17 protein-coding genes are annotated in these 19,279 nt (G+C 40.1%); 14 read left to right on the top strand and 3 right to left on the bottom strand.

The window, feature by feature from the left end; translation table 11 throughout:
* Nucleotides 1-17: 17 nt before the first annotated feature.
* The 4 genes from GVK91_RS03210 to trxB all read left to right on the top strand — a co-directional run bounded on the left by GVK91_RS03210 (nt 18) and on the right by trxB (nt 4,602).
* The gene (locus GVK91_RS03210) at nt 18-1,277 is read left to right on the top strand and encodes a pitrilysin family protein (RefSeq protein ID WP_153845899.1); all 1,260 of its coding nucleotides are present in this window, start codon (nt 18-20) and stop codon (nt 1,275-1,277) included.
* Nucleotides 1,267-2,589: a pitrilysin family protein gene (locus GVK91_RS03205; RefSeq protein WP_159726877.1), complete on the top strand. Its 1,323-nt coding sequence runs from the start codon at nt 1,267-1,269 to the stop codon at nt 2,587-2,589. Before GVK91_RS03210 ends, GVK91_RS03205 begins: the two co-directional genes overlap by 11 nt.
* A 71-nt stretch (nt 2,590-2,660) precedes the next feature.
* Complete coding sequence (locus tag GVK91_RS03200) at nt 2,661-3,617, top strand: 3'-5' exonuclease (RefSeq protein ID WP_153845901.1); 957 nt, start codon at nt 2,661-2,663, stop codon at nt 3,615-3,617.
* Between the two features lie 28 nt (nt 3,618-3,645).
* On the top strand, nt 3,646-4,602 hold the full coding sequence (gene trxB / locus GVK91_RS03195; RefSeq protein ID WP_153845902.1) for a thioredoxin-disulfide reductase: 957 nt from the start codon (nt 3,646-3,648) through the stop codon (nt 4,600-4,602).
* A 43-nt stretch (nt 4,603-4,645) separates the two neighbouring features.
* Here the strand turns inward: trxB and rnhA are convergent, their stop codons facing one another.
* The gene (gene rnhA / locus GVK91_RS03190) at nt 4,646-5,140 is read right to left on the bottom strand and encodes a ribonuclease HI (RefSeq protein WP_153845903.1); all 495 of its coding nucleotides are present in this window, start codon (nt 5,138-5,140) and stop codon (nt 4,646-4,648) included.
* 278 nt (nt 5,141-5,418) lie between these two features.
* Between rnhA and GVK91_RS03185 the strand changes: the two genes are divergently transcribed.
* The 4 genes from GVK91_RS03185 to GVK91_RS03170 all read left to right on the top strand — a co-directional run bounded on the left by GVK91_RS03185 (nt 5,419) and on the right by GVK91_RS03170 (nt 9,775).
* Nucleotides 5,419-7,257 carry an alpha-L-fucosidase gene (locus tag GVK91_RS03185; RefSeq protein ID WP_159726875.1) on the top strand — a complete coding sequence of 613 codons (1,839 nt, stop codon included), beginning with the start codon at nt 5,419-5,421 and terminating at the stop codon, nt 7,255-7,257.
* Between the two features lie 160 nt (nt 7,258-7,417).
* Nucleotides 7,418-7,873: a hypothetical protein gene (locus GVK91_RS03180; protein WP_153845905.1), complete on the top strand. Its 456-nt coding sequence runs from the start codon at nt 7,418-7,420 to the stop codon at nt 7,871-7,873.
* 82 nt (nt 7,874-7,955) lie between these two features.
* The gene (locus GVK91_RS03175; protein WP_159726873.1) at nt 7,956-8,645 is read left to right on the top strand and encodes a Sir2 family NAD-dependent protein deacetylase; all 690 of its coding nucleotides are present in this window, start codon (nt 7,956-7,958) and stop codon (nt 8,643-8,645) included.
* Nucleotides 8,646-8,677: 32 nt separating this feature from the next.
* Nucleotides 8,678-9,775, top strand: a complete 1,098-nt coding sequence (locus tag GVK91_RS03170; protein ID WP_153845907.1) for a DUF2891 domain-containing protein — start codon at nt 8,678-8,680, stop codon at nt 9,773-9,775.
* Here the strand turns inward: GVK91_RS03170 and GVK91_RS03165 are convergent.
* Nucleotides 9,764-10,129: a helix-turn-helix domain-containing protein gene (locus tag GVK91_RS03165; RefSeq protein ID WP_120336182.1), complete on the bottom strand. Its 366-nt coding sequence runs from the start codon at nt 10,127-10,129 to the stop codon at nt 9,764-9,766. The two genes, GVK91_RS03170 and GVK91_RS03165, sit on opposite strands and share 12 nt — an antisense overlap.
* 91 nt (nt 10,130-10,220) lie before the next feature.
* On the opposite strand from GVK91_RS03165, the gene GVK91_RS03160 reads away from it, so the two are divergent.
* From GVK91_RS03160 to GVK91_RS03145, 4 genes are all read left to right on the top strand, one after another.
* A complete protein-coding gene (locus GVK91_RS03160; protein ID WP_159726871.1) occupies nt 10,221-10,592 on the top strand; it encodes a DoxX family protein in 372 nt (123 codons plus the stop codon).
* Between the two features lie 999 nt (nt 10,593-11,591).
* Nucleotides 11,592-12,299, top strand: coding sequence for a hypothetical protein (locus GVK91_RS03155; protein WP_159726869.1), 708 nt, complete (start codon nt 11,592-11,594; stop codon nt 12,297-12,299).
* Nucleotides 12,300-12,314: 15 nt separating this feature from the next.
* Complete coding sequence (locus GVK91_RS03150; protein WP_159726867.1) at nt 12,315-14,549, top strand: TonB-dependent receptor plug domain-containing protein; 2,235 nt, start codon at nt 12,315-12,317, stop codon at nt 14,547-14,549.
* Nucleotides 14,550-14,630: 81 nt separating this feature from the next.
* Complete coding sequence (locus GVK91_RS03145) at nt 14,631-15,077, top strand: VOC family protein (protein WP_088161445.1); 447 nt, start codon at nt 14,631-14,633, stop codon at nt 15,075-15,077.
* A gap of 622 nt (nt 15,078-15,699) precedes the next feature.
* Here GVK91_RS03145 and GVK91_RS03140 read toward each other — a convergent pair.
* Nucleotides 15,700-16,500, bottom strand: coding sequence for a CPBP family intramembrane glutamic endopeptidase (locus tag GVK91_RS03140; RefSeq protein WP_159726865.1), 801 nt, complete (start codon nt 16,498-16,500; stop codon nt 15,700-15,702).
* 195 nt (nt 16,501-16,695) lie between these two features.
* Here GVK91_RS03140 and GVK91_RS03135 point away from each other — a divergent pair, with 195 nt between their 5' ends.
* Together GVK91_RS03135 and GVK91_RS03130 are read left to right on the top strand one after the other, a co-directional pair.
* Nucleotides 16,696-18,048, top strand: a complete 1,353-nt coding sequence (locus GVK91_RS03135; RefSeq protein ID WP_153845913.1) for a Gfo/Idh/MocA family protein — start codon at nt 16,696-16,698, stop codon at nt 18,046-18,048.
* A gap of 131 nt (nt 18,049-18,179) precedes the next feature.
* The gene (locus GVK91_RS03130; RefSeq protein ID WP_159726863.1) at nt 18,180-19,106 is read left to right on the top strand and encodes an NAD-dependent epimerase/dehydratase family protein; all 927 of its coding nucleotides are present in this window, start codon (nt 18,180-18,182) and stop codon (nt 19,104-19,106) included.
* Nucleotides 19,107-19,279 lie beyond the last annotated feature (173 nt).

Below are 19,279 nucleotides of genomic sequence, written 5' to 3'. Positions count from 1 at the left end.
CATCGAAGAAAAATCAGATGGTTTCTTATCAAAAATTTACGTTAGAAAACGGCCTGCGTGTATTGGTACACGAGGATCATAATACGGCCATGGCTTGTGTCAATATCTTGTATGATGTGGGCGCAAGAGATGAGTCTCCGGAACAGACCGGATTTGCACACTTATTTGAACACCTGATGTTTGGTGGAAGTATCAATATTCCGAACTTCGATACCGAATTGCAAAAAGTAGGTGGTGAAAATAATGCATTCACTAGCAACGACATCACAAATTACTACATCACCTTACCTTCTTCAAATCTCGAAACAGCATTGTGGCTTGAGTCGGATCGGATGTTAAGTCTGGCGTTTTCAGCACAGAGCCTTGAGGTGCAACGAAATGTCGTGAGCGAAGAGTTCAAACAGCGTTATTTGAATCAACCTTATGGCGATGCATGGCTAAAATTGCGTCCATTAGCTTATCAGGTACATCCTTATCGTTGGGCGACCATCGGAAAAGAGTTAAGCCATATTGAAGAAGCTAAAATGGAAGATGTAAAAGCTTTCTTCAAATTACATTATAATCCACAGAGTGCAATTATGGTTGTTTCGGGAGATGTACATTTTGAAGAAGTAAAGGCTTTGACCCAAAAGTGGTTTGGCGATATTGAAGCTGGCGAAAAATACAATCGTCAATTGCCTAAAGAGCCGGCGCAAGAGGAGATAAGGCGTGAGACTACTTGGGCAGAAGTGCCTCTAGATGCACTTTACATGGCATTTCATGGCCCCGCAAGATTGGAAGAAGGGTATTTCGCAATGGACCTTTTGTCGGATATTTTATCAAGAGGATCCTCCTCACGTTTGTATCGTCGATTGGTAAAAGAGGGGCAGTTATTTAGTGAAATAAACGCCTATGTCATGGGAAGTATTGACAATAACCTCTTTGTCATTGAAGGAAAACCATCGGAAGGCATCTCGCTAGAAGAAGCTGAACGTGCAGTCTGGGCCGAATTGGAGGTTATAAAATCCGAGTTAGTACCAGTAGCCGAATTAGATAAGGTAAAGAATAAGATCGAATCGACAAATGTTTTTGCGGAACTATCTATTTTGGATAAAGCCATGAACTTGGCTTTCCATGAGTTGCTGGGTGATGCAGATGGTATTAACACGGAGGTCTCAAAATATTTGTCGGTGAGTGCGGAGGAAGTTCAACAGCAAGCTCAGGCTATTTTTAGACCGGAGAATGCTTCTATATTAATGTATAAATCAAAAGAAGAGGAGGCTGTACATGTTGGATAGAACAAAAGCACCTGAGTTCCGTGAAATTGGAAATATAAGTTTGAAAGAGCCAATCAAGAAGCAGTTTGCAAACGGATTGCCTGTCTATGTTTTCCAGTCGCCCGAGCAAGAGCTGGTGCGGATAGAATGGATCTTTGAGAATACCTATCTTGATGGACAGGTTGAAAACCCGTTGTTAAATAGTGCTTTAAGCGCCTTACTTAAAGAGGGGACAAATACCATGTCCAGTGCAGAGATCGCAGATAAAGTAGATTTCTATGGTGCATTTCTTGTCCCTGAATATTCTTTTGACGTAACTTCTTTGTCGCTTTATACATTGAACAGGCACAGTCAGGTCCTCTTGCCGCTTGTAAAAGATATTCTGACAGAGGCATCTATTCCGCAACAGGAGTTAGATACCTATTTGCGTAATAACAAGCAAAAGTTTCAAGTTTCTATTCAAAAAAATGATTATCTGGCGCGACGTAAATTCTATAACTTGATCTTCGGTAAGAATAATCGTTACGGGCGTACACCAAAACTGGAAGATTATGATGCGATTACACGTGCGCAGTTGATCGAATTGTACCAACAGGAAATTGTTCCTAGTAACTGTACCTTAATTGTTTCAGGTAATGTTTCGGGTGAGCTATTGCAAGAGCTGGAACAAATTTTTGGCGTAGATTGGAAGGGAGCAGCTATTCACTCTTCTTTGGATGGGCCTGTTTTGGCACAAGGATCTAATGATCTGGTTTACGAAGAAAAAGAAAATGCATTGCAGTCAGCCATTCGTTTAGGTTGCCAGACAATTGGAAGGACACATCCTGATTATCCTGCACTACAGTTTGTCAATACTTTATTAGGTGGTTTTTTTGGTTCCCGTCTGATGCGCAATATTCGTGAAGAAAAAGGGTATACCTATAGTATTGGTTCGGCAGTCGCAACCTTGAAGCATACTGGTTTTATGACTATTGTAACCGAAGTCGGGGTAGATGTAACACATGCAACCTTGACAGAAATAGAAAAGGAGATCAATTTGTTGAAAACAACATTGGCCTCCGAGGAAGACGTGAATCTCGTTAAAACCTATATGGAAGGTTCTATGTTGGGTTCATTGGAAAGTATCTTTTCGCATGCGGACAAGTTTAAAAGTGTTTTGTTAAATGGGATGACATTAACGTATTATTCCTATTATATGGAACAGATCAGAAACATGTCGCCAGAGAAGGTGCGTGATCTTGCCAATAAATACCTGGACTTTGATGCAATGGTGAAAGTTGTTGTTGGGAAAATCAGTCAAGCAGAATCAGTTCATCAGGCGGTTGTAAATTAAATTTCTTAGACTACAAAAATCGAATACTACTTTGTATTTTTGGTTTTTGATAAAAAAGTGTATTATCCAGCATGGAATTAAAATTAAAAAGACCATTGGTATTTTTCGATTTGGAAACTACAGGTGTTAATGTGGCGACCGATCGTATTGTCGAAGTATCATTTTTGAAAGTGATGCCCAATGGTGAAGAAACAGTCTATACAAAGAAGATCAATCCAGAAGTGCCTATTCCCGCGGAATCCTCTTTTTTTCATGGTATTTATGATGAAGATGTGAAGGATGCTCCTAATTTTAAAGCAATTGCAGTGGAGCTTGCGGCTTTTATTGAGAATGGAGATCTGGCGGGATATAATTCCAATAAATTCGATGTCCCTATGCTTATGGAAGAGTTTTTGCGGGCGGGTGTTGATTTTTCATTGGAAGGAAGAGCATTTGTAGATGTTCAGAACATTTTCCATCAAATGGAACAACGAACGTTAAAAGCGGCATACAAGTTTTACTGCAATGAAAATCTTGAAAATGCACATACGGCTGAAGCTGATGTTCGCGCAACATATGAAGTATTAAAAGCACAGTTGACGAAATATGAAGGGGCAGCATTTGAAGATAAACATGGTGTCGTATCTTATCCAGTAGTGAACGACGTCGAGGCTCTTCATGCGTTTACCAACCTAAGCAAACCGGTAGATTTTGCCGGGCGTCTCGTATATAATGCGGAAGGATTGGAAACGATCAATTTTGGTAAACATAAAGGAAAACCTATTATCGAAGTATTTGAGCAGGAGCCTAGTTACTACGCTTGGATGCAGAATGGTGATTTTCCATTGTATACCAAGAAGGTCTTAGAGAATATCTGGAATCGGTATAAAAAGGAAAAGAGTGAGCAAAAAGCAAAAGCAGCTGCAGCCACCCATTCTGTAGAAGATAAAAAACTTGCGAAAAAGGAATTCAATCAGCAAAAAGAAGAAGCGCCGCAGAACATTTCTTTAGATATGTTGAAAGGATTGCAAGATAAATTTAAAAAATAACTTTAATTAATAGCTTAGAAAAAGGATTATGGAATTCAAACAAGAAGTGGAGCATGTACAGTGTTTGATTATTGGTTCGGGGCCAGCAGGTTATACTGCAGCAATTTATGCTGCACGTGCGGATATGAAACCGGTCGTTTATACCGGTATTGTACCAGGAGGACAGTTGACTCAAACAACTGAAGTGGACAATTTCCCTGGTTATCCAAAAGGTATTACCGGACCGGTGATGATGGAAGATTTGCGTGAGCAAGCTGAACGCTTCGGAACTTCAGTGCGTTTTGGATATGTGACTAAAGTAGATTTTACTGGTGAGGTACACCGTGTTGAGATCGACGGAACGGTACAAGTTACCGCAGATACTGTGATTATTGCAACAGGAGCTACAGCAAAATGGTTAGGCTTAGAATCTGAACAAAAATACAACGGTTTTGGCGTTTCAGCATGTGCTGTATGTGATGGGTTTTTCTTTAAAAACCAGGAGGTTGCTATTGTAGGTGCTGGGGATACAGCTGCAGAAGAAGCGACATACCTTGCAAAACTATGCTCAAAAGTATATATGTTGGTTCGTCGTGACGAGTTTCGTGCTTCTAAAGCAATGGTACATCGTGTCATGAATACGCCAAATATTGAAGTTCACTACAATTCTGAGGCAAAAGAGGTTTTAGGAGATGGTCAAGTGGTGACCGGAATACGTGTTATTAACAATAAAGACCAGTCTGAAAAAGATCTAGAAGTAACAGGTTTCTTCGTTGCTATTGGGCATAAGCCTAATACCGAGCTTTTCACAGGTGTACTGGATATGGATGAAACAGGTTATTTAATCACAAAACCAGATAGTACTGCGACAAATATACCGGGTGTTTTTGCTTGTGGTGATGTTCAGGATAATATTTTCCGTCAAGCAATCACTGCTGCAGGTACAGGTTGTATGGCAGCCTTGGAAGCTGAAAGATACTTGGCAGCTAAAGAAAGCGGCGAATAATCGCATTGGCATAAAAAACGGGGCATTGTACAATGCCCCGTTTTTATTTCCCTTCTTCAATCTCAAAAACACTATCGATTTTCCAATTTGCCTTATCTTTGGAGGCCGCTACAGCTAAGCGATCACAACGCTCATTTAACGGATGCCCAGCGTGACCTTTTACCCACACAAGGCGTACGGTATGAAGCTTATAGGCGCTCATTAAACGCAACCAAAGATCTTTATTCTTTTTTCCCGCAAAACCTTTTTGTATCCAACCATATACCCATTTCTTATCAATGGCATCAATGACATATTTGGAGTCAGAATATACGGTAACTTGCTGCTGTAGATTTTTCAGTGCCTCAAGGCCAACGATCACAGCCATCAATTCCATCCTGTTGTTCGTTGTTTTGCGGTAACCGCCCGAAAACTCTTTTTCGATAAGTTTACCTTTAAAGGCTTCATTATCGCCTGTATAAATAGTTCTTAAGATGGTTCCGTAACCTCCAGGGCCAGGATTTCCACTTGAAGCCCCATCTGTATATAATTCGATCATACCCTCCAAACTTAGATAAATTTGCGTTTATATCCAATACTAATAGACATCAATTAAACAAGGGATAAGCCAAAACCTTGATTATCCTCGTATTTATTATTTATATATCGCTATTTACTTTAGTTGTTACGGATAAGGTATTAGACTTGCCCTGTTCGGAAGAAATTAGCGCTATTCATGTGATGCATACGTAATATATCCCTTACACAATTGAATTTTGCTGATTTTATGTGTATTTTGCCGGCTTAAACTCGTTATGTAATCGATAAAATAGCTTTATGAAGTTTCGAAAGATTTCTCTTTTTGTTCTTTTGGCGTCTGCGTGCTTAAACGTTTCAGCTCAGAACAATGTATCAACGCAAAAAATGGATTGGTTTGAAGATGCCAAATTGGGTATTTTTATTCACTGGGGGATTTATTCTGTAGATGGAATCTCGGAATCTTGGTCATTCTTCAATAATTATATTAACCACGACAATTATATCAAACAACTTAATGGGTTTACAGCAAAGGATTACAAACCGAAGGAATGGGCCAAATTGATTAAAGAAGCTGGTGCGAAATACACGGTGATTACGACCAAACACCATGACGGAATCTCAATGTGGAATACGAAGGCTGATAAAGCGATCACTACATTACAAGACGCGGCTGCAAAACAGGATGTAATCACACCGTTTGTGAAAGCAATACAAGAAGAGGGCTTGCACACTGGCCTTTATTATTCGTTGCCCGATTGGAGCCACCCATATTATGATGTTTTTACGCGCAATAGAAAGCGTTATGAATTGAAAGCCGAGCCTACGCGCTGGGATAATTATGTGAAATATTACCAAAAGCAATTGACCGAGCTATCCGAACAGTATAAGCCAGAATTACTTTGGTTTGATGGAGATTGGGAGCATAGTGCCGAAGAGTGGAAAGCGAAAGAGACCTTAAATCTTTTGCGGAAATATAATCCGAATATTATTATAAACTCGCGATTGAATCATCATGGAGATTACGATACACCTGAGCAAGGGATTCCGGTCACGCGCCCCGATGCTAAATTTTGGGAACTCTGTTATACCATGAATGATTCTTGGGGCTACCAACCTTTTGATAAAAAGTACAAATCACCCAATATGATCATTCGGACGTTGGTCGATTGTATTTCCATGGGTGGAAACTTATTATTGGATATTGGTCCAAAAGCAGATGGCACGATCCCTGAGGAGCAATTAAATATTTTGAAACAGCTTGGGCGATGGACGCACAAGCATGCGGCTGCGATCTACGGTACAAGGGCTGGTATTCCTTTTGTGAACTACGGGGGGAAATCTGCTTTATCAAAGGACGGAAAAACACTTTATCTGTATGTGTATGAACAGAAGCCCGAATTGCAACTCAAAGGTTTAGTCAATAATACGACCATTAAAGGTGTTTCAGTAGTCGGTGATGCATCCGCGAAAGTAAGTGTTAAGTCGGAAAATGGAACCGTTCAAGTAGATTTGACGAAAGTAAACTTTGATCAGGATGTTACCGTGATTGCACTGAACTTTGCGGAAGCGCTCCGTTGGGCTGTGCCTCAGGAGACTGAAGTTACGTTGAAATCTGTGCTGGATAATAAGTTGACAGATCGTGCTTTAGGTCAGATCGCTTCAACACTGCATGCAGGAAAAAATATTTTTGATAATTCCGGATTAACCGTAGATGGCTTAGATACCAAATTGCCGAGTAGTAACGCGACTAATCCGACGGTATTGAAGTGGATTAAGGACCATGCCGAAGCACTTTATGAGACTGGAAAAGGCTTGCCTGAAGGACATTATGAAGGATTAAGTGCACTCTCCAAAGATCGCCAGACCTTGTATTTGTTTGTTGAGGGAAAACCTACAGGCCCAATTGCATTAAAAGGTGTTAAAAATGGAGTCGCTAGAATCCGGGTAGTCGGTGATGGTTCCATGATAAACCATGAGGTTTTCAATAAGCTCTATTGGAGTAGCATCCCTGGTATTATCTACATTCAGGCACCAGCGGAGCGCTTGGATAAAAATATGACTGTTATCGCTGTGTTGTTGGATGCGCCAATACAACTATATCGCGAGAAAGTGGGGGCTATCGAAAATAATCTTTAAGAGGTCGGATAACGCTTAGCGTTAAAAAGAAGCCTAGGATAACAAAATATCCTGGGCTTTTTTATGGGTGATGTAAACCATTCTGATCAATTTTGGGGGTATTCGATGCATTTTCTCTTGAATTGTGGCACGGAAGCATTTTTTATTATAACTTAGACCTATGAATCTAATCAAAGCTGTTTTGATATCAATTATTGTTTTTCTTTGTATTTGCTGTTCTTCCGGTGACGGAAGTAAATCCGAGAGGTTGCGGGCAGATTCGTTAGTGAATGAAGTTGTCGATGGAAAGTTAAATATAGCAACACTAGCAGAGTCCAATGAATTTATGTATTTCAATGATAAATACTTTCATGAACCAGCAGATTTAAAGGTCATTCCAAAATTTGATAAAGTACAGATTCAAGTTGTTACTTACAGAATTTATCAGCATGTCAGACTGAAAAATAATCGTTATGAGTTCAATGTGCAGAAAGCTAGTGAACTACATATTCCAAATAGCGCTTTTGTGTATTACCAACGTTCTTTTGATGATATGAACCGAAAGGCTGTATTGAGTAAAGATTCTATCCGACTTGAGCTGCCGGATAACTATGCATCCTTGTTGATAAATGAATGATCCAGATCAGATCTACAGACATGATGAAAGTCATATAAAAAGTCAATCTTAACTATAATATGGTGTAACAAATAGACTTAAGATGGAAAAGAAAAATATTGTTGTATTGACGGGGGCCGGTATTTCGGCTGAAAGCGGTATACCTACATTTAGGGATGTCAATGGATTATGGGAAGGGCATGACGTCATGGAAGTTGCTTCAATTGAAGGTTGGCACAAAAACCCAGCCTTAGTCCAGGAGTTTTATAATCTGAGACGGAAAGCGGCTTTGGTGGCACAGGCAAATGCAGCTCATTATGCGCTGGCAAGATTAGAATCAGCGTACCGGGTGAGTATTGTAACGCAGAATGTAGATCTGCTGCATGAACAGGCGGGATCATCTCATATTGTTCATTTGCATGGCCGCTTGGATCAGGCCAAGTCGTCTATCGATGATCGCTTGGTTTATCCCGTTGTCGGTGATGAGATCAAGATGGGCGATCTTTGCGAGAAAGGTAGTCAGCTGAGGCCAAATATAGTCTGGTTTGGAGAAGCTGTGCCAGCCATTGAGGAGGCCATAAGCCTGGTTTCGAATGCCGATATTTTGATTATTGTTGGAACCTCCCTACAGGTTTATCCTGCTGCAGGACTTAAAGAGTTTGCGCCTAGTCACTGTCAAACGTTTTTAATTGACAAAAAAATACCTAGTGACAGGGCTTTACGTAATATACAGTGTTTTGAGGAGGCAGCGACAATAGCTGTTCCTAAATTGGTAGAACAATTACTTTATTAAGTATTGTATAGTAATATATAGAATAGAGGTTTATGAAAAAAATAATAGGAATCCTTTGCCTATCCGTTGCTTTCGCTGCATGTCAAAATAATTCGGAAATCAAAGTAAATACGAGTTCAAATGATCAGCCCTTGACCTTGGATAGTGTCCAAGCCAAGCATTTGCTCAGTTTGCCATTGCATTGCATCGAAGTGGAGTATCCCAATAAGTTAGGGCAGGTACTCGGGAGGGATAGTGATCTAAAAGCACCGCGCACATTACATCCAATTTTTTACGGTTGTTTTGACTGGCATTCTTCTGTACACGGATATTGGTCAATTGTGCATATTTTGAAGGAATTTCCAAATTTGGACAGTTCGGGTGAAATTCGCCGCCAATTGAACCGAAATATTACAGCGGAAAATGTGGCTGTTGAATTAGATTTCTTTCAAGATAAGAACAATAAGAACTTTGAGCGTACGTATGGCTGGGCCTGGTTGTTGCAGCTGCAGAAGGAATTATTAACTTGGGAAGATACAGATGCAAAACGCTGGGCATCGAATCTTGAACCGTTGGTGAAACACGTTGTAAAATCTTATCAAGAATATCTGCCCAAATTAGTCTATCCGATTAGAACAGGGTATCATGATAATTCGGCATTTGGCCTTTCTCTGTCCCTGGACTATGCAAGAAGTACAGGAAATGTGACGTTTGAAAAATCATTAATGACGAATGCTTCTCGTTTATATAGTCAGGATAAGAACTGCAACATTTCTTTTGAGCCAAGTGGAAGCGACTTTCTTTCTCCTTGTCTTGAAGAAGCCCTCTGTATGAGTTTGGTGTTGCAACAGGAGGATTACCGTAAATGGTTAAAGGATTTTATGCCAGATCTGTTTAATCCCGATTTCAATTTAGAACCAGGTATCGTGAAAGATCGAACAGACGGACATTTGGTCCATCTGGATGGACTTAATTTTAGTCGCGCAAACTGTTTAAACGGTATCGCAAAAGCGCTGCCTGAGTTAAGTTACTTGCATAAGTTGGCAAATAAACATTTAAAGTACTCTTTGCCCAATATTACCACCAAGGATGATTATATGGGGTCACATTGGTTAGGTACATTTGCACTCTATGCACTATCAAAGCATTGATTCGGGGAGATTATCTTCTCCCCATTTATCCATTAGTGTTAATATTTCCTCGAGTGAACGGCCGAGCGCAGTTAATTCATATTCTACCTTTGGCGGGACTTGTTGATATACTATTCGAGTGATCAGGTTGTCCTGTTCCAGCTCCTTTAATTTAGCAATCAGCATACGCTCTGATATGCCTACGAGCCTTTTTCGCAACTCACTATAGCGGAGTTTACCTTCATTTAGCAGATAGGAAAGAATGTTGATTTTCCATCTGCCACCTATGGTGGCTAAGGTAAATGCAATACCACAACGATCTTTCCAGTATAGCTCATTGATGTGATTGGTTGAATTCTCTTTTCGCGTGTTCATACGAACTTTTTTGTTGGTATCATACAATCTTGTATGTACTGTTATTCATGCAAATTAATAAAGAAATTTGTAGGAAAACAAAAAGTATAAAATGGAAATGATTAAATCAGTCGCTCATTGGTTGAGCTATGCGTATTACCTTTATGTATTTGGTTATGCATCATTGTTCAAAGTGTTTCAGAAAAGCTCCATGATGCAAAGCATGCAGTCTCTGGGTTTTAATAAGACTTGGACGGTCATTATTGGAATAGGTGAACTTATAGGAGTGGTATTGCTCTTAATAGGTTTGTATAACCCGCAATTTAAGAATGGGGCAGTACTGGTATTGTTCCCGTTTGCAGTAGCAGCATTTACAGCGCATATGGCACATCAGGAATATCATCATTTCTACAACTCATTGCTTATGTGCATACTCAGTATTTTACTGTTGGCCACAGACAGAACCTTTAAAATTATACTTTAAATCTTGCATCCGCTTAAGTATGATCGTCAGAAAATTTAGGTCATTTCTGCGGCTTAATTTTCTGATGATCTTGTGTTTATTCCGATGAAACTGGAGCTTAAGATACAGGGGATAGCCTAATGAATTTAAATTATAAGCGGGATGGCTAGTCGGTTTCCTGTGAGGTTATTGGATTCATGTACTGCTATACATGCTTTCGCTATAAATAATCTGGACTATCCTTGTTTATTTATGGCCGATAGCCACAAAATAAATGAATAATAGGTTAGAATATGAAATCGTGATTTGTGCTAGTTTGAGTCTGTTGGTTTATTCGTAAAAGCCTTGTTTTTTTATATTTTATTGGTTTATTATCGGTTTAAGCGAAGTTTTTGTCTTATTTATCTAGCTGTCTTTTCTTTTTCTAGGTTATAAAAAGGCTATAAAATTCAAGATTTGTGCTACTCTATAAGGTCAAACTTATAATAAATTTGATCTATCAATCCCATAGGGATGTGACATGCTATGTATAGGTATATAAGACATCTTTTAATGTTATTGCCCATTGTTTTTTCCTGTATATTTTTTACAGGTAAAATAAACAAGGATGTCTTTTCACATGCTGCCTATAAAAACGCGTCAAAACCGTCAATAGCTTCATCACAATCTCATTTCGATTTTTATGTCGGGTCGATCGAAGAATGCTCATTCGAATTGAGTTATGATCAACATTTAGCATATGCCGTTCGGCTCTGTGCTTTGGGACTGATTCTGCCTATTTTCTTGCTATTTACGGATAAGAAGTCGTGGCATAGTTTTTATGAACTCCAAAATAAATATTTGTCTAACAGACTACCAGACAAGTGTATCCTATACCATTCCTTTAAAATTTTCGGTTAAATCCCTTTTTCTTTTGGTGAATATCATCGGTTGAGTCGAAACACGGCTATATAACCTATGTAACAAATCGTTGCTTGAAGAAAGCGGCTTAATCATCTGCTTTGCTATTAAATTATTTATATGAACACAACACTTTACGCATTAGCTATTACAGCTATTACGATCAGTTTTTTTCATACTGCATCGGGCCCCGACCATTATCTGCCCTTTATTGTATTGTCCAAATCGAAAAAATGGTCGTTGGGGAAAACTATATTATGGACAATTATATGTGGACTTGGGCATGTTTTCAGTTCGGTCATCCTGGGGATTATTGGCGTTTATCTTGGATGGCAGCTCAATAAAATCAGCTGGTTACAGGACGTGCGTGGCAATGTTTCGAGTTGGGCACTATTTATTTTTGGACTTGGATATTTGATTTACGGGATCTGGAAAATGTCTAAGAAGCATTCCCATAAGCATTTTGATGTGCTGGGCGATGAAGTTTATGTGCATGAACATACCCATGGGAAAAGCGCATCAGGGCATCACCATCATCAAAAAACGAAGGTAACGCCTTTGGTATTATTTGCAATTTTCGTCGTGGGACCATCGGAACCATTGATTCCACTTTTATTCTTTTCAGGTGCACACCGCTCAATGGCGGAGGTGATTACCCTGATTAGCACTTTTACCATCACGACAGTGGTAACTATGGTCGGAATGGTCTTGTTGGGAATTTATGGTTATAACTTGCTCAATACCGAAAAACTTGATCGATATGTACACGCCATTAGTGGCGCTGTCCTGTCAATTTGCGGTGCGGGCATGTTATTTCTGGGATGGTAATTTTTTAAATATTATATGAACAAACGTCAAATCACCTTTTTTATAGGCCTACTGGCTGCGACCCACAGTTATGCACAGCAACATGTGATTCAGGGAACTGTGAAAGATAAGGATAGTAAACAGCAATTAGAAGAAGTCAATATACGCTACCAACGTGGAATAAAGCATAGTCATACCGCATTGAATGGTGCTTTTTCCGTACAGCCGGGAACATTTCCGGACACCTTACTGTTGAGTAGGATAGGCTATCTCGATCAGATGTACATCCTAAAAGAAGCAAAGTCTCCTATTGAAATCGAGATGCAAAAAAATGAAGTGCAGTTGAGTCAAATTCAGGTGGATGCATTCAATAGCAGTAAAACATTGAGCAAAGTTGATTTAAGTAAGATTCCTGTTAATTCGGCGCAAGATCTATTACGGAAAGTTCCTGGGCTCTTTATAGCACAGCATGCCGGCGGTGGAAAGGCTGAGCAGATATTTTTACGTGGATTTGATAATGACCACGGTACAGATATTGCCATTACTGCAGATGGTATCCCAGTTAATATGGTCTCTCATGCGCACGGTCAGGGATATGCAGATCTCCATTTTATTATTCCAGAAACGGTTAAAGATATTGATTTTGGCAAGGGGGCCTATTATGCAGACAAAGGTGATCTGAATACATCGGGTTATGTTAATTTTACAACTTTGGATCATTTGGATCATAATCTTTTTAAGGTTGAAGGGGGGTCTTTTGACTCCTGGCGTACGGTAGCCATGCTTAATCTGGTGAATAACCATGAGCAGAATAAGTATGCCTATGCTGCAGGTGAGTTCAATTATTCGAATGGTCCTTTTGACATCAAGCAAAATTTTAGTCGTGTCAATCTATTTGCGAAGTATAATCAGTGGATCGATGAGAAACATTATATCAATTTCCAGGGGTCAATATTCAGTTCGGGTTGGAATGCATCGGGTCAGATTCCGGAGCGGGCCGTTCGGCAGGGACTGATTAGCCGTTGGGGGTCGATCGATTCTACTGAAGGCGGAAATACATCCCGCATGAATTTGGCGATGCAATATCGTGCGCTGATCAGTGATCAGGAAAGCTGGGAAAGCAATGTTTACTTGTCGCGCTATAAATTTCAGCTGTTTTCCGATTTCACTTTTTTTCTGAAAGATCCCATTCATGGCGATGAGATAGAACAGGTTGATGATCGATACCTGTACGGGATTGAAAACAAATACAATCACCAATTTCAGTTTGATCATAGTCAGCTTTCTTGGACATCGGGTTTTGGACTCCGAGTGGACGATATCAAAGATCTTCAACTGAACCATGTTTATCAGCGCGACGAATTATTGGATCGGCTTTCGCATATTTCGGGCGTAGAAATGAATCTGCATGCCTATAGTAATCTGGATTGGCGTATTGGTAAATGGACTATTAATCCTGCAATACGTGTCGATCATTTGATTTTCAACTTGCATGATAAGCTGAAAAGTGACCCCGCCGGACAAGAGGCTTCCGCGACAAGGATTAGTCCAAAGCTTAATTTTGGATATACGTTCAGTCATCGCGCACAATTATATTTGAAAACGGGTATGGGATTTCATTCCAATGATATCCGCGTGGTGATGGAACAACATGGAAAAGATATTATGCCTATTTCCTATGGTGCAGATCTTGGCTTGATCTGGAAGCCAACTGATAACCTCTTTATTCAGCCTGCTTTATGGGGGTTATACCTTCAGCAAGAATTTGTGTATGTCGGGGATGAAGCTGTCGTAGAGCCTTCAGGGAAAACGAAACGTCTGGGGGCAGATTTGAGTTTACGCTATCAAGCTACCCCTTGGTTATATTTTGACGGCGACATAAATTATGCTTACGCGCGGGCGATTGACGAACCTAAAGGCGAAAACTATATCCCGCTGGTGCCTTCTTTAACAAGTACAGGAGGGGTATCTGTGAAGTTACCGCTTGGCATTTCGGCCAATTTGCGCTATCGTTATATGAATACAAAACCAGCGATAGAAGATAATTCGGTACGTGCTAAAGGTTATTTTGTCAATGACCTCCTGCTAAACTATGGCCTGGGAAAATGGAATTTTTTGGTGCAGATCCAAAACTTATTTGACACCAAGTGGAATGAAGCGCAGTTTGAGACCGAGACTCGATTAAGAAATGAACAGCAGTCCGTTTCTGAATTGCATTTCACTCCTGGAACACCTTTTATGGTAAAAGCGGGTCTGAGTTATCAATTCTAAAGACTGGGCGCGATGGTAGCTTTAAAATTTTCCTTTGTATCTTTAATAGAGATTATAACTCCTTATAAATAATGATGTATTATGGAAAAGAGTAAGTTACTTCGAATGGATAATATGGGTATCGTGGTGGAGTCGTTGGACAACGCGATTTCGTTTTTTTCAGAACTTGGTTTATATCTGGAAGGGAGAGCACAGATTGAAGGTGAATGGGCAGGTAGAGTGACTGGTCTCGGTGCGCAGCATGTGGAGATCGCCATGATGGTGACACCAGATGGACATAGCCGATTGGAGCTTTCAAGATTTATTGATCCAGCGATAATTGCAGATCATAGAAATGCTCCGGTCAATGCCTTGGGCTATTTGCGGGCAATGTTTACGGTTGAAGATCTAGATGATGTACTGCGGAGGCTAATTGGCAATCATGGCGCTGTCCTCGTAGGGGAGGTGGTACAATACGAAAATGCTTATCGCCTTTGTTATCTAAGAGGAGTAGAGGGATTATTGATTGGTTTAGCCCAACCTCTATAAGGTAAATGATTGAATCGAACCTTTGTGCGAAAAAAAAGAAAATTTAAGAAATTTCTATGTTGTACAAAATAAATAGAAAACTAAGACGTTATTGATACAAATACTTTTCATAAAATAGGTTAATATATGGCTAAGACCCTAGAGTTCCCCGCTCTAGGGCTTTTTTGTAATTATACGTGTGGGAATAACGAAGTTTAGCACAATCTGTTCGGATTGTGTTCTTTCCTGATCAATAAAGTGAAATTTATCTGCTTGATGAAAGCCATGGGGAAGGCCTAAGAATCTATTTTTTTAGACTCTATTTTCAATGATGAACTCGTCATTACGTTCATGACTGGTTTTACAATTTTGCCCAAACTGGATGTAATTTAGGCAATTTTTGAACATGTGGTCATTAGTACAATCACACATAGGACGAGCAATATAATAACAGATGTGGTGTAAGGCGTTCTTCTCATAATACTTTTTTTTACTTAGTAGTTTACAAAAGCCGTGCCTTTATTTTTAGAACTTGCAGTGAGTCTGATTGTTGTAGCTTCGTGTCTACAGGATAGTCGATATAAAAAAGGGAATTATATGTTGGCAAAAGCTTTTAACGATGGTTTGTGCATCGATTTTGGGATTAATCGATCGGGCTACTATTGTTCCCCTGAAACGATGTTTTTTTTGATAGCATATAGACGATCAGAATACCTAAAAGCATTACGATGGTATAGGCAATAAACGCGATGTTTTCAGACTGATGTTCACTGCCCTTTGCAACACTTTCTACCCATAACCCTGTACTATTTTTAAACCCCAAAGCCCAATGGGTTAGGTTCCAGCCGAAGTGCAGTCCAATAGATAGTGCAATATTGCGGGTTCTTAGTACAGCAAGACCAAAAAGTACAGCTCCAAGTCCCGAACCCAGTACTGCCGCCTTTAGTGTAAAACCGGTAAATAAATGTTCTAAAATAAAAACAAGTACCATAATCGAAAAGGCTACAACAGTGCCGAGTTTATCTTTCAGGCGCCATAAGAAATAGGTTCTAAAAGCCAACTCTTCCCGACAGGCGACGAAAAAGTAAAGAAGAATATGTATTGCCAATAATTTAGTGTCGATAAATGCCTGTTTCTTAAAAGATACTTCGGCAAAATTTGTTAGTATTATAACCATAAGGCCGACCATAACAATACCTAAGCATAAGCCAGCGCTAAAATTGAGCACACTCTTTTTGTTAAATCCTAACCCAATTTGAGAAAAACTAATTTTATCCCAAGCTTTAAACAGGTAAACTAAACCCAAGCTGAGGAATGTCGCGAGGCTGAGTGAAAGTAAATCGGGGAACATTGTTTGTTTGGTTATGCCTGCAGCGAAAGCAAACACCACGAGGGAGGCAAAGTAAAATAATATTACTTTCAAAAATACCATTTCTCTTTTCATGTCTTAATTGTTTAGCTCGATATGAATTTACGCTATTTTGGCTTAAATGAAAAAAAATGCTGTGCTACTTGTTGATCTTAAAGTGCAGGTCTTGTTCCTGTAGGTAGGTTCTTTTGTTTACAACGCATGTTGCCTCTTAAAACAGGTTGATTTATCGTTTGTTTTTTCTTATATTAGGCAATAAACCAATGAATTATGGCTATGGTCAATCTAAATCGGAGAAAATTTATTCAAGGAGCGGGGGCAGTTTTAACTTTATCAGCCTTAGAAGTTAAGGGGCTTTCATTTCGTGATGCGATTAAAAATTTTCGGGTCGGATTGATTGGTGCAGGTTGGTATGGGAAAAGTGATTTATTCCGTTTAATTCAGGTTCGGGATGTCGATGTCATCGCCATATGCGACGTCGACGACAATCAGCTGCAGGAAGCTGGGCGGCTGGTTAGTGAGCGTCAAATTTCAAAAAAAGTTCCAAAACTGTATAAAGATTATAGGGAAATGCTCGCCAGTCATAAATTCGATCTCATTCTCATTGGAACACCAGATCACTGGCACGCCAGACAGGCAATTGATGCGATGCGTTCGGGTGCTCATCTCTATTTGCAGAAACCGATCAGTGTTGATGTGCTTGAGGGGGATGCTATATGGCGTGCGGCAAGAAAATATAACCGGAAAGTTCAAGTGGGAACACAACGGAGAAGTACAGCCCATCTCATTGATGCCAAGAAGCGAGTGATCGATAGTGGCTTACTTGGTAAGATTTCGCATGTGGAAATGTGCTGCTATTATCATATGCGAAAGAACGGCAATCCACCGATCGAGCCGGTTCCAGATTTCCTGGATTACGAACTTTGGACCGGACCAGCACCTTTGCGGGCTTATGATGGTTTGCCTCATGGTGGCTGGTGGCGAACTTTTATGGCCTATGGGAATGGAATAACCGGGGATATGGGAATGCATATGTTTGATACGGTGCGTTGGCTTCTGCAGCTTAAATGGCCCAAAAGCGTACATGCGAAAGGTGGCATTTATGTGCAAAAAGGAGGGAAATCGACGATCGCGGATACGCAGACAGCCTTATTTGAATACGAAGATCTTAATTGTGTCTGGCAGCATAGGACATGGGGGGCAGCAGCAGACCCTGAATACCCTTGGGCATTTGTGATATATGGTGACAAGGGTACCTTAAAGGGAAGCGTGATGAAATATGAATTTATTCCAATCGGAGAAGGCAAGCCAATTCGACAGGATGTTATCTTAGAAAAGGAGAAGTTCCCCAAAGATTTGACGGAGCACCGAATCGAATTGCATACAGCGCCTGCAACGAGACAACATATGCTTGACCTTTTATCGGCAATTGAAAATAATCATCTTCCTGTAGCGGATATTGAAGAAGGCTATATATCCACCGCAAGCTGCATTTTGGCGAACTTGTCGATGCAGTTGAATCGCCCCTTGATTTATGATCCAATACAAAAAATATGTGTCGATGATCCTGAAGCAACTCAATTACTGCAAAGACCGTATCGCAGTCCATGGCAACATCCTTAATAGCATAGGTCATGGGCACTGAGCAAAGTTGAGGTCGGGAGTTATTCGGTATTGAACCGCAACGGTGCGGTAAATTGAACAAATATCAATATATTGGTATCAGATGGTCACAACATAGAAAAAGGAATATTATGCAGACTATATTGGGTGCCAATGGACAAATTGGAGAAGAACTGGCGCGCGAGCTAAAGCGAAATTTTACTTCTGCTATCCGCATAGTCAGTCGAAACGCAAAAAAAGTAAATGATACTGACGAAGTTTTTTCTGCGGATCTATCGATCCGTGAACAGGCAATCGAGGCGGTGAAGGGGAGTGATATTGCCTATTTCACTTTAGGGCTTCCTATAAGTTCGGATCTATGGGAGGAACAGTTTCCAGCTATTATTCGTCATGTGATTGATGCCTGTAAGATCAATGGTACTAAGCTTGTCTTTTTTGATAATACATATATGTATCCTCAAGACGATCGTGTTTTGACGGAGGAAAGTACCTTTGCTCCTGTTGGAAGAAAGGGGAAAGTGAGGCGGAACATGGCAGAAATGGTACTTGCTGAGATAGCATCGGGCCAGCTTGAAGCCGTTATTTGTCGAGCGCCTGAATTTTATGGTCCTGGCAAAACACAAAGCATTACCAATACCCTAATTTTTGATAACATCAAAGCGGATAAAAAACTGAAAGTGCCTTTACGGGTCGATAAAAAACGAAGTTTGATTTGGACTCCCGACGCAAGTCGAGCAACTGCACTTATCGGAAATACACCCGATGCATATGGACAGACCTGGCATTTGCCCGTGGATAAAGCGCATCCCACTTACCGGGAGTTTATCAGAATGGCAGCAGATATTTACGGTAGGGAATTCAAATATACTGTAGTTCCCAAATTTATCTTTAAAATAGGGGCTCTGTTCAATAAGCGGTTAAAGGAGTTTTTGGAACTTCTTCCACGATACGAACACAATAATCTATTTGATGATTCAAAGTTTAGAAATAGATTTCCTGAATTTGAGGTTACTTCTTACGAGCAAGGAATCGAACAGATTCAGCAAGACAAGTTTTAACTTATGCATAAATGAGAGCGCAAGCGACTTTGTTCACCTGGCAACAACCGCATCTGGTCATAATATTATGCTTAAGGAGCCAACTTTGGTCATCAGCGCTTTTTCACAGCTGCTGGGAAAACTGTAAGATAAGGAAACCGATCTTCAGCCTTGTGGTCTGAGATGAAGCAAAA

Source organism: Sphingobacterium sp. 18053, from assembly GCF_902706145.1.
In the GTDB taxonomy this organism is placed as follows: Bacteria; Bacteroidota; Bacteroidia; order Sphingobacteriales; family Sphingobacteriaceae; genus Sphingobacterium; species Sphingobacterium paramultivorum.
This window is presented reverse-complemented; position numbering and strand designations above follow the sequence as displayed.